Below are 15,376 nucleotides of genomic sequence, written 5' to 3' on the forward strand. Positions count from 1 at the left end.
GTCAGCGCAGGACGGACAGGGGGAGTAGGCGCTTGGCGCCTGGGTTGCGGCTGCGGTCGTTCTTGCTGTGGTCGTTGTCGACGGCGGGCAGGCTCGCGGGGCTCACCGCGGCCAGCGCCGCCTCGCCGTGGCCGAGGACGCATTCGGGGTCGGGGCCGTCCAGCGGCAGCCCGGTGAAGAACTTCGCCGCCATGCACCCCCCCTGGCAGGCGTCGTAGTGCCCGCAGGATGTGCACGCCCCGGCACTGCCCGGTTCCCGCAGCTCGGTGAACAGCTCTGATTCCCGCCACACCGCCGCGAACCCACCGGTGTCCAGCACATTGCCGGCGCGGAAGTGTTCGTGCAGCGCGAACGGGCAGGCGTAGACGTCTCCGACTGGGTCGATCAGGCAGACAACCCGGCCGGCGCCGCACAGGTTCAACCCGGGCAGGGATTGCCCGTAGGCCGCCAGATGGAAGAACGAGTCGCCGGTCAGCACGTGCGGCCGGGCCAGCAGCCAGGAATGCAGGTCCCGCTGTTGCGTCGCGGTCGGGTGCAGTTCGGCCCAGGAGTCCCGTCCCCGGCCGGACGGGCGCAGCCGGGTGATCCGCAACTCCGCGCCGTAGTCCCGGGCCAGTGCCTCGAACGAGTCGAGCTGGCTCGCGTTGTGCCTGGTCACGACCACGGACAGCTTGAACGCGCCGAACCCGGCGGTGGCGAGGTGATCCATGGCCGTCCGGGCTCGGTCATAGGAGCCGGTACCGCGCACCGGGTCGTTGGTCATCGCGTCCGCGCCGTCCAGGGAGATCTGGATGTCGACGTAGTCCAGCGCGGCGAGCCGCCGCGCCTTCACCGGATTGATCATTCCTCCGTTGGTGGAGAACTTGACCCCGACACCATGGTCGACCGCGTACTCCAGCACATCGAAGAAGTCGGGCCGGGTCATCGGTTCACCGCCACCGACGTTGACGTAGAAGACCTGCATGCCGGCGAGCTGGTCGACGACCGAACGCAGCTGGCCGGTGGTCAGCTCGCGGGGGTCGCGCCGCCCCGAGGAGGACAGGCAGTGGACGCACGCCAGATTGCAGGCGTACGTCCACTCCCAGGTCAGACAGATCGGCGCGGCGAGCCCGCGCAGCAGCTCGTCCCGCAGGGAACCGCGGGCCCGGACCGTCGATGCCGGCCCGGCCACATCGGTATCAGTGACGCTCACGGACGAACCCCGTTTCCACCAGGCGGGCCAGCGCCCGCTCCACCGCCGGCCGTTTCGCCGTGGGCACCGCGTCGAGCGCGACAGCCGCGGACGGCGCGTCCGCGAGCGAGCGCACCACCGCGACCAGATCCAGATCTTTCAGCAGGGACAGCCGCCGGGTGTCATAGGAGTAGGCGAGCGCGCCGAACCGTTCCGGGCGCAGCGCGACCTTCGGGTGCAGCTGGTAGGCGCGGCCGCGGTCGAAGGCGCCGGTCGTGACCGCGGCGGCGGCGTGCGGGGGCGTGGGCGTGGGCATCGATGCGTCTGTGGCGGTCCTCGGCTGTGGCTGGTTGATCAGTAGACGCCGCACATGCCGTCGATGGACACGTCCTCGACCAGGAGGTCCTCCAGCACCGGCTCGCCGCCCTCGGCGGAGATGCCTGGAACCTCACGCGGGGCGGGGTCGTTGTCGGCGGAGTCCATAGGTTCCTCCTGTGCGTCCTTGTGCTGTGGGCCATGCGGGGAGCCCTGCGCCTCGTGCTGTGCGTCGTGCGGGTGGAGCCGGCGGTGGCAGCCGGGCACCTGGCCCGCCCGCGGCCCCGCTACCTGCGCTGTTCTCGGTTCAGTGTGACCCGGACCTACGCGTCCTGTCGCGTGGTCGGGTACTGCTCGGTGGATCGCCGCTGCGGCTGCTCACGCTGAGCCAGGCCGGCGCGGCCGTGTTCGGCGCCCTCGCGGCGGGTGCGACGGTCGCGGAGGCCGGCGCTGGCGCGGGTGCGCTCGCCCGCCGGTTGGTGAGCGCCGGGCACGCCGACCCCGTGCCGCCCGCCAGCGATGTCCCGGGAACGCCTGGCCCGGATGACGTCACCCTCGTCATCCCGGCGCGCGACCGGGCGGGGGAGCTGTCCCGGCTGCTCACCATGGTCACCGGGAGCTGCCGGGAGGTGATCGTGGTTGACGACGGCTCAACCGACGCCACCGCGGCGGTCGCGCGGCTCGCTGGTGCCCGTGTCATCAGGCATGTCTCGCCGCTGGGGCCCGCGGCCGCCCGCATGACCGGGGCGCGGGCCGCGACAACCGGGCTGGTCGCCTTCCTCGACTCGGATGTGCTGCCCGGCGCGGGCTGGCTCACCAGGCTGCTGCCGCATCTTGTCGATCCGGTGGTCGCGCTCGTGGCCCCGCGGGTCGCCTCCAGCGCGGGCCGGGCCCTGCGCGCCCGCTACGAGATGTCACGGTCCCCGCTGGACCTGGGCCCGCGGTCCGGTCCGGTCCGTGCGGGCAGCCGTATCTCCTATGTGCCGGCCGCGGCGCTGCTGATCCGTCGGGAGCTGGCCGACTTCGATCCGGCGATGCGCTACGGCGAGGACGTCGACCTGGTGTGGCGGCTGACCGCGGCCGGCTGGTCGGTGCGCTACGAAGCGGCCACAGCAGTGCTCCACCAGCCCCGGTCGTCCTGGCTGGGCTGGGCCACGCAACGGGTCGGCTACGGATCGTCCGCGGCGCCGCTCGCGCTGCGCCATCCCGTGCCGCTGCGCCCAGCGCGGGGCGCGGCTCTGGGCGTGGCGGTAGCTGCCCTGGCGGCGCGCGGGCCAGCGGCCCTGACCGCGGGGACCGCTGGCTCCGTGGGACTCGGCGCGGTTGTCAGCGCGGTGCGGCTACGCCGGAAGCTCATCGAGCTGCGCCCGCCCGTGCCCCATGCCGGGCTGCTCGCGGCGGTTCTGGTCGCTCAGGGCCGGCGCTTCACGGCGTGGGCGGCGGCGGACACGGCCCGGCGGGTGTGGCTGGTGCCACTCGGGCTCGCCGCGGGCCGGCCAGGCCGGCGGGTCCTGCTGGCCGCGGCGATCCTGCCGACCGCGTGGGACTGGTGGCGCGACCGCCCGGACGTCGGCCTCGTCCCCTATGTCGTCCTGCGTGTCACCGACGACGCCGCCTACTGCGCCGGAGTCTGGTGGGGCTGTCTGCGGGCCCGTACCACCCGCCCGCTGCGCCCGGTCCCGACTGGCGCGGGTCGGGTACGTCCGGGGCGAGCGGGCGGCGCGCGGATATCCTCAGTGTTGTGACCTACCTCGACCACGCGGCAACCACGCCGATGCGTCCTGAGGCCGTGGCTGCCTACACCGCGGCGCTCGCGGAGGCCGGGAACGCGTCGTCGCTGCACGCCAGCGGTCGTCGCGCCCGTAGAGTAGTCGAAGAGTCGCGTGAGGCGTTGGCCGCCGCGCTGCGCGCACGCCCGTCGGAGGTTGTTTTCACCGCCGGCGGGACGGAGAGCGACAACCTGGCCATCAAGGGGCTGTACTGGGCGCGGCGGGCGGTCGCGCCGCGCCGGCACCGGGTGCTGGTCAGTGCCGTCGAGCACCGCGCCATCCTGGACGCGGTGTTCTGGCTCGCCGAGGCGCAGGATGCCCAGGTCGAGCTCTTGCCCGTGGACGCCACCGGGATGGTGCACCCGGACGTTCTCGCCGCGGCGATCGTGCGTGATCCTGACAGCGTCGCGCTGGTGAGCGTCATGTGGGCGAACAACGAGGTCGGCACGGTATCGCCGATCGCGGAGCTGGCGGCGGTCGCACACGGTTTCGGGATCGCCTTCCACACGGACGCCGTCCAGGCGGTCGGGTCGATCCCGCTGTCGTTCGAGGACAGCGGAGCGGATGCGCTCACGGTCAGCGCCCACAAGCTCGGCGGTCCGATCGGCATGGGCGCGCTGCTGGTCCGCCGGGGGTTGGCGCTGGCGCCGCTGACCCACGGCGGCGGGCAGGAACGCGATCTACGATCGGGGACGCTCGACACGCCGGGGGTGGCGGCGTTCGCGGCCGCGGCGACCACGGCGGTCCACGAACGGCCGGTCGAGGCGGAGCGTCTCGTTGCCCTACGTGATGATTTGGTCGCACGTGTCCTCGCGGAGGTGCCGGACGCGGTGGTGAACGGGGCACCCTCGGGCCCGGGGCTCCTGCCCGGGATCGCCCATCTGACCTTTCCCGGCTGCGAGGGTGACTCGCTGCTGCTGCTTCTCGACGCTCACGGGATCGAGTGCTCGACGGGTTCGGCCTGCTCCGCCGGTGTTGCCCGGCCGTCGCACGTCCTGCTGGCCATGGGCGTGGACGAGGCCCGCGCTCGCGGGTCGCTGCGTTTCTCCCTGGGGCGGACCTCCACCCGCGCTGACGTCGACGCCCTCGTCAAGGTGATCGCCCCGGTGGTGGAGCGGGCGCGCCGCGCCGGTGCGCTGGCGGGTCTGTCGGGAGGATGAGCGGGATGCGGGTGCTTGCGGCCATGTCCGGCGGAGTCGACTCGGCGGTGGCGGCCGCCCGCGCGGTCGACGCCGGCCACGCGGTGACCGGCGTGCACCTGGCGCTGTCGAGATCCCCTGAGTCGCACCGCGCCGGCGCGCGCGGCTGCTGCACGGTCGAGGACGCGCACGACGCCCGCCGTGCCGCTGACGTCCTCGGCATCCCGTTCTACGTGTGGGATCTGGCGGAGCGCTTTGAGCACGACGTCATCGAGGAGTTCGTTGCCGCCTACTCAGCCGGGCGGACGCCGAACCCCTGCGTCCGCTGCAATGAGCGGATCAAGTTCGCGGCGGTGCTCGACCGGGCGCTGGCGCTGGGCTTCGACGCGGTCGTCACCGGGCATCACGCCCAGCTGTCCGGCGCGGTGCTGCGCCGTTCGGTGGACCCGGACAAGGACCAGTCCTACGTGCTGGGGACGCTGCGTCCCGAACAGCTCATGCACGCGATCTTCCCGTTGGGGGACACCACGAAGACCGAGGTCCGGGCCGAGGCCGCCCGCCGCGGTCTCGCGGTCGCGGACAAGCCGGACAGCCATGACATCTGCTTCATCGCCGACGGCGACACCGGCCGGTGGCTGCGCGACCGGTTGGGGCCGCGGCCCGGCCCGGTGGTGGACGCCGTCACCGGCGAGCGGGTGGGGGAGCACGACGGGGCGTTCGCGTTCACGATCGGGCAGCGCCGGGGCCTGCGCCTTGGCCGTCCCGCGCCTGACGGCAGGCCGCGTTATGTCCTCGACATCTCCCCGGTGACCGCCACGGTGACGGTTGGCCCGGCCCAGGCACTCGACGTCCGCGATCTGGTCGCGGACGTGGCGGTCTGGCCGCATGAGGGCCCGGTGGCGTGCGCGGCCCAGGTCCGCGCGCACGGGCGGGCGGTCCCGGCCACCGCCGAGGCGGTCGGGGACGAGCTGTACATCAGGCTGGGCGAACCGGTCCGCGGTACCGCGCCTGGGCAGGCCGTCGTCCTCTACGACGGTGACCGGGTCCTGGGCGGGGGCCATGTCCGCCGGTTCGGTCGGTTCGGTGCCGGCCCGCGCGATGCCGGTCGGCCCGGCGGCTGATCCGCGGGGTTCGGGCGGGTCGGCGTCTCAGGTCCTGACCTTTCGTACACGGGAAGTTCTGATCATGATGTGGATGGCCACATGACACAGCCAGCCGCGCTCTCCAGCAGCACCCGGCTGTGGGAGCCGGGGACAGCGACCGGGGTCGGCTCGTTGCCGGGGACAGACCCGGTCGAGGCCTGCCGGCTGGTCTTCGGTGAACTTCCGGACCTGCCGCACCTGCCTGAGCTGCCGGGCCGCGGGGCCGGGGCCGAGATGATCGGACGTGCCGCGGGCCTGCTCGCGGACATGCCGGTCGACCTGCAGCCGTCCGGGTGGCGGCTGGTGCCGCGTCCCGGCGTCGACCTGCGTCGCACCCGTGACCTGATGGCCCGCGACCTCGACGCGCTCGGCGAGGTCGCCGCCGGCTATACGGGGCCGTTCAAGGTCGCCGTCACCGGTCCGTGGACGCTCGCCGCCGCGGTCGAGCTGACGCGGGGGCACAAGGCCCTCAAGGACCCCGGGGCCAGCCGGGACATGGCCGAGGCCCTCGCCGAGGGCATCGTCCGCCACCTCGCGCGGATTGCGCGCGTCCTGCCTGGTGCCCGCCTGCTCGTCCAGCTCGACGAGCCGAATCTGCCGGCGGTGCTCGCCGGCCGGGTCCGCACCCCCAGCGGGTTCGGGGTACTGCCGGCGGTGGCGGAGGACGTTGCCGCCGACAGGCTGCGCGGCCTGCTCGCCGGCGCCGGGGTGCCGGCCGGGGTGCACTGCTGCGCGGCATCGCCCCCGGTCGACCTGCTGCGCCGGGCCGGCGCGGCCTTTGTCAGCGTGGACGCGACCGCGCTCACCCACGCGGATGACGACGCGATCGGCACGGCGGTCGAGGCGGGGGTCGCGCTGCTGCTGGGAGTGGTGCCGGCGCGGGACACCGGCGTGCGGGACACCGGCGTGCGGGACACCGAACTGCCGGACGCCCGCCGTAGCGTCGAGCCGGTCCGGTCCATGTGGCGCCGGCTGGGGTTCTCCCCGGAACAGCTTCGGGAGGTGGTCGCGGTGACGCCGACCTGTGGTCTTGCGGGCGCGACGCCCGCCTACGCCCGGGTGGCGTTGCGACGCTGCCGCGAGGCGGGCCGGGCGCTCGCGGACGATTCGGCATGAGTGCCTGTCCTCCCGCGCCCGGCACGGACGGCCCCCCGAGCACCGTGCTCGAGCCAGCTGCCGACACCGAGGACGAGGCCGGCGAGATCCCGCCATCGGTGCGGGCGCGCGCCGCGGAGCTGGCCCGTGACCTGGACGAGTACGCCTACCGCTACTACGTGCTGGATGCGCCGACGGTCTCCGATGCCGAGTACGACCAGCTCATGGGCGAGCTGGCGGAGATCGAGGCCCGTCATCCGGCGCTGCGCACCTCGGACTCGCCGACCCAGAAGGTCGCCGGCTTCTTCTCGACGCTGTTCACGCCGGTCGAGCATGTGGAACGGATGCTCTCCCTCGACAACGTTTTCACCGATGCCGAGCTCGAAGCCTGGGCACTGCGGGCGACCCGTGACACCGCTGTCGACGCCTGGCTGTGTGAACTGAAGATCGACGGGCTGGCGATCGACCTGGTCTACGAGGACGGTTATCTGGTTCGCGCGGCCACCCGTGGCGACGGGCGGGTCGGTGAGGACGTCACCCCGAACATCCGCACCCTGTCGACGGTGCCGATCCGGCTGCGCGGCCCGGGTGTCCCGGCGCTGCTGGAGGTCCGGGGCGAGGTGTTCTTCCCCACCGCGGCGTTCGCCGAGCTCAACGCGGCTCTGGTCGCGGCGGGTGAAAAGCCGTTCGCCAACCCGCGTAACGCCGCCGCCGGGTCGCTGCGGCAGAAGGACCCCCGGGTCACCGCCAGGCGTCCGCTGTCGATGACAGTCCACGGGCTCGGTGCCCACCGGGGGCTTGACGTCGCGGCCCAGTCCGCGGCGTACGAGCGGATGGCCGAACTCGGCCTGCCTGTCTCCCATCACCACGAGGTGGCGGGCAGCATCGCCGCGGTCGAGGCGTTCGTCCGCCGTTGGGGGGAGCGGCGCCACGACGTCGAGCACGAGATCGACGGGGTGGTGGTCAAGGTCGACGCGTTCGGGCTGCAACGCCGGCTCGGCGCCACCGCGAAATCCCCGCGCTGGGCGGTGGCCTACAAGTATCCACCCGAGGAGGTGACCACCAAGCTGCTCGATATCGAGGTCAACGTGGGCCGCACGGGCCGGGTCACCCCGTTCGGCCGGCTGGCGCCGGTCAGGGTCGCGGGCTCGACGGTCGCTCTGGCCACCCTGCACAACGCCGACCAGATCGAGCGGAAGGGCGTGTTGATCGGCGACACCGTGGTGCTCCGCAAGGCCGGCGACGTCATCCCGGAGATCGTCGGGCCGCTGGTGGATCTGCGGGACGGCTCCGAACGCGCGTTTGCCATGCCGACTCACTGCCCGGAGTGCGGCGCCGGGCTGGTGCGTCCCGAGGACGAGGCCGACACGCGCTGCCCGAACACGGTGTCATGCCCCGCGCAGCTGCGGGAGTCGATCTTTCACTTCGCCTCCCGGGGCGCGCTGGACATCGACGGGTTCGGTTATGAGACCGCCACCGCCCTGTTGGACGCCGGCCGTGTGCACGACGTGGGAGACGTTTTTCACCTGAGCGCCGAGTCGTTCGACGGACTGCGTGGGTTCGGCGAGAAGAAGATCGACCAGATTCTGCGCGGGGTCGAGCAGGCTCGGGCGCAACCACTGTGGCGGCTGTTGGTCGGCCTGTCCATCCGGCATGTCGGGCCGAGCGCGGCTCGGGCGCTGGCGCGGGAGATGCGTTCGGTGGACGCCATCGCCGCCGCGTCCACCGAGGCCCTGGCCGCCGTCGACGGGGTCGGCCCGACCATAGCCGCGACCGTTGTCGACTGGTTCGCCGATGCCCGCCACCGCGAGATCCTCGACCGGATACGTTCCGGCGGGGCGCGGTTCGCCGACGTCGGCGCCGACGACGGGCCAGGCTCGCTTACGGGCGTCACCGTCGTCATCACCGGGACGCTGGCGGGGTGGAGCCGTGACTCCGCCACCGAGGCTGTCCAGGCATGCGGTGGCAAGGTCACCGGCTCGGTGAGCAAGAAGACGACCTTCGTGGTGATCGGCACCGACCCCGGGGCAACCAAGTACGACAAGGCGCGGGCGCTGAAACTCCCGGTGCTCGACGAGGCCGGGTTCGCCGTGCTGCTGGCCGCCGGGCCGCGGGCCGCCAGCGCGCACGCCCTTCCCGTGGAGCGGGCTGACGACGATCCGACCGGGTGATCGCGGGTGATCGCTCTCCCCGCCCCCGCCCCCGCCCCGTTGCGGCCGGCCCGGACCGTCAGCGCGTTCCGTGCGTGGCGAGCGAGACGTTCCTGTTGTGGGCGATCGTCGCGGCGATGCCGGCGAGATGCGCGAGCCGCTGTACCTCCGATGCCCGGAAGGCCGGGCCGCCCGGCCGACCGACCAGTACCGCCCGGTCTGGGCTGCCCACCGGCGCGACCGCCAGCTCCATGCCGAGCGCCGTCCAACGGGGCGGGAGCCAGCCCGCGTCGCGGTCCAGGCGCTGCGCGCGGTCCAACGGCAGCCATCCCAGCGCGGGCCGCACCCGTTCCGGAACGGCGAACTCGTCGCCGCCGAGGTCCGGAGCGCCGACGGAGGTCTCCACAACCCGCAGGTCATCCGGCGCGACCCGGTCCAGCAGCACAGCCCAGTCCGCGTGGAACACCGCTCCGACGAACTCGGTCATGATGGCGAGCGCATCGTCGGGCCGGGAGGTCATGGCTTCGACGAGATCGAGGTCACGCTGAATGCCGGTACCCCCGGACAGGTACGGGCGCAGGGACTCCACGCGCACGCCGGGTACGGACTGCGCGGCGGTCAGGACGGTGTCGACAAGCCCGTACGGCGGTGCCGCGACGACGAGGTCGTCCACGGCGCCGTCCGGGCCGTGTTCGACGACGTCCAGGCTGACGATGTCGACGCCTGCCTGGCCAAGGGCGGTCGCGACCGCGCCCAGGGCGCCGGGGCGGTCCGGCAGGAGAAGGCGCAGCAGATACGACATGTAGTCAAGGATGCGGATTGAAGATAATGCTAACGTGACGAAAGAATTACGTGCAGGTATCGACGCTGGTCACCGTCCTGGGTTGTCCTATGCCGGATGGCTACTCATTCCAGTGTCATGTGCGTAGTGTCATCGCGTCGCTCGACGCCGGGGGTTATCATGATCATGTGAGGCGGGTGTGGGCGGCTCGCAACCGGGCGAGTGTCCGGTCCGGGCCGAGCACGGCGACCGATTCGAACAGCGGCAGACCCACCGACCTGCCCGTCACCGCCACCCGCACCGGAGCCTGCGCCTTGCCGAGCTTCAGGCCGTGGGCGACCGCCACGTCTTCCAGCCGGGCTTTCAGCGTCGCGGCATCCCATTCGGGCCCGCCCGCGAGCGGCGAGTAGGCGTCGATGGTTGCCGTGAGCAGAGCGGCCGCACCATCCTTCATGGCCTTGGCCCACGCCGCCTCGTCGATGGCCGGCTCGTCGAGGAAGAGGAAGTCCACCAGCTCCAGGATTTCCGACAGCAGCACGAGACGGGTCTGCGCGAGCGGCGCGACCGCGGCGAAGACCGCCGGGTCGTAGGCGTCGGCATCCCAGGGAGCGGACGGGCCGGTGAGCCACGGTGCGCACGCGGCGATGAACTCCTCGTGGCTCAGCGCCCGGATGTACTCCCCGTTGAACGCCCGCAGCTTGGTCACGTCGAAGTAGGCTGGTGCGGAGTTGACCTCCGTCAACCGGAACTCGGTCTCGATGACCTCCCACGGGACGATCTCCCGGTCACCCGACGGGGCCCAGCCGAGCAGCATCAGGTAGTTGCGCATGGCCGCGGCCAGGTAGCCCTCGGCGCGGAAGTCCTCCAGCGCCACCCGGTCCCGCCGCTTGGACAGCTTCTGCCGCTTGGCGTTGACCAGGATCGGGGTGTGTGCCCACACCGGCGGCGGCGCTCCCATGGCCTCCCACAGCAACTGCTGTTTGGGGGCGTTCGACAGGTGTTCCTCCGCGCGGATCACATGGGTGATACCCATGGTCATGTCGTCCACGACGTTCGCCAGCAGAAAGGTCGCCGAAAGGTCACTCCGGGCGATGATGAAGTCCTCCAGCAGGGCGTTCTCGAACGCCGGCTTGCCGCGGACGAGATCGACGACGATCGTCGTGCCGTCGTCTGGCGTGCGGAAGCGCACGGCGCGGCCCTGCCCCCCGAGGGTCGCGGGCGAGGCCGGCGTCGCGCTCGTATCCCGCTTTTCGACCAGCCCCCGGTCCCGGCAGAACCCGTCGTAGCCGCGGTGGCTGTCCCCGGTGCGGGCGATGACGTCCTCGCGTGAGCAGTCACAGAAGTAGGCGCGCCCGGCCGACAGCAGTCCCTGGACCGCCGCGGCGTGCGCTTCGGCGTTCGCCGACTGGAGGTAGGGGCCCTCGTACTCGGCCGGGCCCACCCCCAGCCAGGCCATCGCGTCGATGATCCCCTGCGTCCACTCGGGACGGCTGCGGGCCGCGTCGGTGTCCTCGATCCGCAGCACCAGCGAACCGCCCGACTGGCGAGCGACCACCCAGTTCAGCAGCAGGGAGCGGGCGTTGCCGACATGGAACAAACCGGTGGGGGACGGCGCGAAACGCAGCCGTGGAACGACGCTGACCACTCCCGCACCGTATCCCCAGCCCGTATCCCCAGCCCACGACGGCGTGCGGGTATATCCCCCGGGCCGCGCGGGGCGGCCATGCCCGCGCCCGGTTCCCGCGTGCTGGCCCGTACGATGACCACAGCGTCATCCGCCAGTCAGCAGGCACGGACGTCGGCGGATCGGCGCTCAGGGGCTGGCGCCCAGCGGCGGGCAGCCGCGGAAGTCTGGCAGGCGTGAGGTGGCCGTAAGGTCCCGGGAAGTCGGAGGGGTGTGACCGGTATGGCGATTACCAGGGACGAGGTCGCGCATCTTGCCCGCCTGTCGCGGCTGGCCCTGTCCGACGAGGAGCTGGGTACGCTCGCCTCCCAGCTTGACGTGATCATCGGTGCTGTCGCCCGGGTCGCGGAGGTTGCCGCGGGCGATATCCCGCCGACCACCCACGCCGTCCCGCTGACGAACGTGTTCCGAGCGGACATCACCCGCACGTCGCTGTCGCAGGCCGACGCGCTTGCCGGCGCGCCCGCCGCCGAAGACGGCCGGTTCCGGGTACCGCGCATTCTTGACATGGACGAGTGAGGGTTCCTGCCCGTGACCGACGTCAGCCGCTTCTCCGCCGCCCGAACCGCCGCCGCGATCGCCGCCGGCGAACTCAGCGCGCTGGAGGTGACTCAGGCCGCGCTTGACCGGATCGCGAAGGTCGATGATCGGATCAACGCGTTCCTGCACGTCGACGTCGACGGTGCTGTCGCCGCGGCGCGCGGTGTCGACCGCCGCCGGGCCGCGGGGGAGCGTCTCGGGCCGCTTGCGGGCGTCCCGCTGGCCCTCAAGGACGTGTTCGCCGCCCGCGGCATGCCGACGACCTGCGGCAGCCGGATGCTTGAGGGCTGGCGGCCGCCATACGACGCGACTGTGGTGGCGAAGTTGCGGGCCGCCGGCGTTGTGATCATCGGTAAGGCCAACATGGACGAGTTCGCGATGGGGTCGTCCACCGAGAACTCCGCGTACGGGCCGACCCGCAACCCGTGGGACACCGACCGCATCCCCGGTGGCAGTAGCGGTGGCAGCGCGGCCGCTGTGGCCGCTTTCGAGACCCCGGTCTCGATCGGCACCGACACGGGCGGCTCGATCCGCCAGCCCGCGGCCGTGTGCGGGCTGGTCGGGGTCAAGCCGACCTACGGCGGGGTGAGCCGCTACGGTCTCGTCGCCTTCTCCAGCTCGCTGGACCAGGCCGGGCCGCTGGCCCGTACGGTCACCGACGCCGCTCTGCTGCATGCCGCCATCGCGGGCCACGACCCGCTGGACACGACCAGTATCGAGCTGCCGGTACCCGGCGTGGTGGCCGCCGCCGCCAGCCGGGACCTGCGCGGCGTGCGCATCGGCGTGGTCCGTGAGCTGTCCGGGGACGGTTACGACATCGGGGTGCGGGCACGGTTCTCCGACGCCCTCGAGGTGCTGGTCGGGCTGGGCGCCGAGGTCATCGAGGTGAGCTGCCCGCACTTCGTCTACGCGCTGCCCGCCTACTATCTGATCGCGCCGAGTGAGTGCTCGTCCAACCTGGCTCGCTTCGACGCGATGCGGTTCGGCCTGCGCATCGGTGACGACGGTGAGGCCGGGGCCGAGGAGGTCATGACCCGCACCCGCGGTGCCGGGTTCGGAGCCGAGGTCAAGCGCCGGATTATGCTGGGAACCTACGCGCTGTCGTCGGGGTATTACGATGCCTACTACGGTCAGGCGCAGAAGGTCCGGACGCTGATCAGTCAGGACTTCGCGGCAGCCTACGAACGGGTCGACGTGCTGGCCTCGCCCACCACGCCGACGGTCGCGTTCCGCCTGGGGGAGAAGGTCGACGACCCGGTGGCGATGTACCTGTCCGACCTGTGCACGATCCCGTCGAACCTGGCCGGTGGGCCGGCGATGAGCCTGCCGATCGGCCTTGCCGACGGCCTTCCGGTGGGCTTCCAGATCATGGCGCCGACCTTCGCGGACGACCGGCTTTACCAGGTGGGCGGTGCGCTGGAGGCGGCCCTGGACGCCGCCCGCGGCCATCCCCTCCTCGACGACGCCCCGCAGCTGTAGTGCCGGCGGAGCCCATGCGCGGTTTTCCTGCCACCGCAGGCCCCACCAGACCCAGCGGGGCACTGGGTCTGGTGGGGGTCGTGAGTCGTGAGATCTGTGGAACGAGGGGAGACGTCGATGGTTGCGCTACGTAGCCAGCGGGCGGACCGGGTGCCACTCGTGGCGGTGTGGGTGCTGGCCTTGGCGGCACTCGGGGTGGGCATCACGGCGGTTTCGCCGATTCTGATCGTCTGGGGCGTCCTCGGTGTTGCCGGTTCCGCCTTCGCCACCCGGATCCACCTGCGTGACACCGGCCCGCGCCGGTCACCGGACACGGCGATCCCGAACCCGGCCGAGGACCGGCCCTCGGCTCCGTCGGACCCGTCAGGCGAGGCAGACCCGGTTGAACAGGAGCACCTGCGTTGACATCCCCGACCAATGTGGCGGTTACCACCCCCACCTTCGACGACGCCGTCGCTCGCTACGAGCCGGTGATCGGGCTGGAGACGCACGTCGAGCTCGGTACCGCCTCGAAGATGTTCTGCGGCTGCTCCACGGTGTTCGGCGCGGAGCCCAACACCCAGGTGTGCCCGACCTGTCTCGGGCTGCCGGGGTCGCTGCCGGTGGTCAACGAGGCCGCCGTGCGGTTCGCCGTGATGATCGGCCTGGCGCTGAACTGCTCGATCTCACCGTGGTGCCGGTTCGCGCGCAAGAACTACTTCTACCCGGACATGCCGAAGAACTTCCAGATCAGCCAGTACGACGAGCCGTTGTGCGAGAACGGCTGGCTCGACCTGGAGGTTGCCGGGAAGATCCACCGGATTGGCATCACCCGCGTCCACATGGAGGAGGACACCGGCAAGTCCCTGCACGTGGGCGGAGCCAGCGGGCGTATCCACGGGGCCACGCACTCCCTGGTCGACTACAACCGGGCCGGCATCCCTCTCGTCGAGATCGTCACCGAGCCGGACATCCGCTCACCTGAGGTCGCCCGCGCCTACGTCGACGAACTGCGTGAACTGTGCCGGGCGCTCACCGTCTCCGACGTCCGGATGGAGCAGGGCTCGCTGCGCTGTGACGCCAACGTGTCGTTGCGGCCGCGTAGCGCGCCTGGCGAGCCGGCGGCGCCCTACGGCACCCGCTCGGAGACCAAGAACCTCAACTCGCTGCGGTCGGTGGAGCGGGCGGTGCGCTACGAGATCGTCCGGCAGGCGGGCCGCCTGGACGCGGGTCTGCGTGTCGTCCAGGAGACCAGGCACTTCGACGAGGCCTCCGGCACGACGTCGTCCGGTCGTTCCAAGGAGGAGGCGACCGACTACCGCTACTTCCCCGAGCCCGACCTCACCCCGCTGGCGCTGACCCACGAGTATGTCGACGCGGTCCGGGCGACCATTCCGGAGCTGCCGGCGCAGCGGCGCGCCCGGCTTTCCGTCGACCACGGCTTCTCGCCCGCCGAGATCGTGAACATGCGTAACGCCGGCGTCCTCGACCTGGTCGAACAGACCGTCATGGCTGGCGCGGCGGCGGACGCGGCCCGCAAGTGGTGGCTGAACGAGCTTGCCCGCCGGGCCGCCGACGCCGGTGTGGCGCCGACGGGCCTCGCGATCGGGCCGGCTGAGGTGGCCCGTATCGCGGAGCTGGTCGCGGCGGGTGCTCTCACCGACGCTCTTGCCCGCAAGGTCATCGACGGCGTTCTCGCGGGCGAGGGCTCCCCGGACGAGGTGGTGGCCGGTCGCGGCCTGAAGCTGGTGTCGGACGGCGGCGCGCTCGCCGAGGCGGTGGACGCGGCCATCGCCGCTCAGCCGGCCATCGCGGACAAGGTGCGGGCCGGCAAGGTGAACGCGGTCGGCCCGCTGGTCGGCGCGGTCATGAAGGCCATGAAGGGCCAGGCCGACGCGAACGCCACGCGCAAGCTCCTGCTGGAGCGCCTCAACGCCTGAACGTCCAGTTTCTCTGGATCTTCCGCTGGCGTCCGCGGACGTCCACCGCGTCCGCCAACCAGGGGGGTGCGTCCGCTGACGTTCGCCGGCTTGGCTGTCACCGTGGCTGTCAGTCCGGCCGCCTGAAGGTTTCTGCTTTCGTGGGCAGTGAACTTCAGCTCCGTCGTCTACGGAACCGGGACCGCTCCAGGG

14 protein-coding genes are annotated in these 15,376 nt (G+C 72.0%); 9 read left to right on the forward strand and 5 right to left on the reverse strand.

Annotated features, from left to right (window positions below):
* Position 1: 1 nt before the first annotated feature.
* The 3 genes from mftC to mftA are packed head-to-tail and all read right to left on the reverse strand — an operon-like array spanning position 2 to position 1,654.
* Positions 2 to 1,192 carry a mycofactocin radical SAM maturase gene (gene mftC / locus MJ785_RS15310; protein WP_370652672.1) on the reverse strand — a complete coding sequence of 397 codons (1,191 nt, stop codon included), beginning with the start codon at positions 1,190 to 1,192 and terminating at the stop codon, positions 2 to 4.
* Positions 1,179 to 1,487: a mycofactocin biosynthesis chaperone MftB gene (gene mftB, locus MJ785_RS15315; RefSeq protein WP_239381461.1), complete on the reverse strand. Its 309-nt coding sequence runs from the start codon at positions 1,485 to 1,487 to the stop codon at positions 1,179 to 1,181. The genes mftC and mftB overlap by 14 nt, the downstream gene beginning before the upstream one ends.
* A 38-nt stretch (positions 1,488 to 1,525) precedes the next feature.
* On the reverse strand, positions 1,526 to 1,654 hold the full coding sequence (gene mftA, locus MJ785_RS15320) for a mycofactocin precursor MftA (protein WP_239308747.1): 129 nt from the start codon (positions 1,652 to 1,654) through the stop codon (positions 1,526 to 1,528).
* Positions 1,655 to 1,713: 59 nt separating this feature from the next.
* Here mftA and mftF point away from each other — a divergent pair, with 59 nt between their 5' ends.
* The 5 genes from mftF to ligA all read left to right on the forward strand — a co-directional run bounded on the left by mftF (position 1,714) and on the right by ligA (position 8,802).
* Complete coding sequence (mftF, locus tag MJ785_RS15325; RefSeq protein ID WP_239308748.1) at positions 1,714 to 3,231, forward strand: mycofactocin biosynthesis glycosyltransferase MftF; 1,518 nt, start codon at positions 1,714 to 1,716, stop codon at positions 3,229 to 3,231.
* The gene (locus MJ785_RS15330; protein WP_239308749.1) at positions 3,228 to 4,415 is read left to right on the forward strand and encodes a cysteine desulfurase family protein; all 1,188 of its coding nucleotides are present in this window, start codon (positions 3,228 to 3,230) and stop codon (positions 4,413 to 4,415) included. The genes mftF and MJ785_RS15330 overlap by 4 nt, the downstream gene beginning before the upstream one ends.
* Positions 4,416 to 4,420: 5 nt before the next feature.
* Positions 4,421 to 5,515 carry a tRNA 2-thiouridine(34) synthase MnmA gene (mnmA, locus tag MJ785_RS15335; RefSeq protein WP_239308750.1) on the forward strand — a complete coding sequence of 365 codons (1,095 nt, stop codon included), beginning with the start codon at positions 4,421 to 4,423 and terminating at the stop codon, positions 5,513 to 5,515.
* Positions 5,516 to 5,596: 81 nt separating this feature from the next.
* Positions 5,597 to 6,652, forward strand: a complete 1,056-nt coding sequence (locus MJ785_RS15340; protein WP_239381463.1) for a methionine synthase — start codon at positions 5,597 to 5,599, stop codon at positions 6,650 to 6,652.
* The gene (ligA, locus tag MJ785_RS15345; protein WP_239308752.1) at positions 6,649 to 8,802 is read left to right on the forward strand and encodes an NAD-dependent DNA ligase LigA; all 2,154 of its coding nucleotides are present in this window, start codon (positions 6,649 to 6,651) and stop codon (positions 8,800 to 8,802) included. The genes MJ785_RS15340 and ligA overlap by 4 nt, the downstream gene beginning before the upstream one ends.
* 58 nt (positions 8,803 to 8,860) lie before the next feature.
* Here ligA and MJ785_RS15350 read toward each other — a convergent pair whose 3' ends face one another.
* Complete coding sequence (locus MJ785_RS15350; protein ID WP_239308753.1) at positions 8,861 to 9,583, reverse strand: ACT domain-containing protein; 723 nt, start codon at positions 9,581 to 9,583, stop codon at positions 8,861 to 8,863.
* A 163-nt stretch (positions 9,584 to 9,746) separates the two neighbouring features.
* A complete protein-coding gene (gene gltX / locus MJ785_RS15355) occupies positions 9,747 to 11,207 on the reverse strand; it encodes a glutamate--tRNA ligase (protein WP_239308754.1) in 1,461 nt (486 codons plus the stop codon).
* Between the two features lie 261 nt (positions 11,208 to 11,468).
* On the opposite strand from gltX, the gene gatC reads away from it, so the two are divergent.
* The 4 genes from gatC to gatB all read left to right on the forward strand — a co-directional run bounded on the left by gatC (position 11,469) and on the right by gatB (position 15,184).
* Positions 11,469 to 11,765 carry an Asp-tRNA(Asn)/Glu-tRNA(Gln) amidotransferase subunit GatC gene (gene gatC, locus MJ785_RS15360; protein ID WP_239308758.1) on the forward strand — a complete coding sequence of 99 codons (297 nt, stop codon included), beginning with the start codon at positions 11,469 to 11,471 and terminating at the stop codon, positions 11,763 to 11,765.
* Positions 11,766 to 11,777: 12 nt separating this feature from the next.
* Complete coding sequence (gatA, locus tag MJ785_RS15365) at positions 11,778 to 13,265, forward strand: Asp-tRNA(Asn)/Glu-tRNA(Gln) amidotransferase subunit GatA (protein WP_239308755.1); 1,488 nt, start codon at positions 11,778 to 11,780, stop codon at positions 13,263 to 13,265.
* Between the two features lie 117 nt (positions 13,266 to 13,382).
* Complete coding sequence (locus MJ785_RS15370) at positions 13,383 to 13,670, forward strand: hypothetical protein (protein ID WP_239381465.1); 288 nt, start codon at positions 13,383 to 13,385, stop codon at positions 13,668 to 13,670.
* Between the two features lie 14 nt (positions 13,671 to 13,684).
* Entirely contained in the window at positions 13,685 to 15,184 is a 1,500-nt protein-coding gene (gene gatB / locus MJ785_RS15375; protein WP_239308759.1) for an Asp-tRNA(Asn)/Glu-tRNA(Gln) amidotransferase subunit GatB, read from the forward strand.
* The last annotated feature ends 192 nt before the right edge of the window (positions 15,185 to 15,376 follow it).

The organism is Protofrankia sp. CiT1 (assembly GCF_917627335.1).
Taxonomy (GTDB): domain Bacteria; phylum Actinomycetota; class Actinomycetes; order Frankiales; family Frankiaceae; genus Protofrankia.

What these genes read in the sequence shown, in the direction of transcription:
- mftB (WP_239381461.1), bottom strand. Translation starts at nt 1,487, where the DNA reads ATGCCCACGCCCACGCCCCCGCACGCCGCCGCCGCGGTCACGACCGGC.
- mftA (WP_239308747.1), bottom strand. Translation starts at nt 1,654, where the DNA reads ATGGACTCCGCCGACAACGACCCCGCCCCGCGTGAGGTTCCAGGCATC.
- mnmA (WP_239308750.1), top strand. Translation starts at nt 4,421, where the DNA reads ATGCGGGTGCTTGCGGCCATGTCCGGCGGAGTCGACTCGGCGGTGGCG.
- MJ785_RS15340 (WP_239381463.1), top strand. Translation starts at nt 5,597, where the DNA reads ATGACACAGCCAGCCGCGCTCTCCAGCAGCACCCGGCTGTGGGAGCCG.
- ligA (WP_239308752.1), top strand. Translation starts at nt 6,649, where the DNA reads ATGAGTGCCTGTCCTCCCGCGCCCGGCACGGACGGCCCCCCGAGCACC.
- MJ785_RS15350 (WP_239308753.1), bottom strand. Translation starts at nt 9,583, where the DNA reads ATGTCGTATCTGCTGCGCCTTCTCCTGCCGGACCGCCCCGGCGCCCTG.
- gatC (WP_239308758.1), top strand. Translation starts at nt 11,469, where the DNA reads ATGGCGATTACCAGGGACGAGGTCGCGCATCTTGCCCGCCTGTCGCGG.
- MJ785_RS15370 (WP_239381465.1), top strand. Translation starts at nt 13,383, where the DNA reads ATGGTTGCGCTACGTAGCCAGCGGGCGGACCGGGTGCCACTCGTGGCG.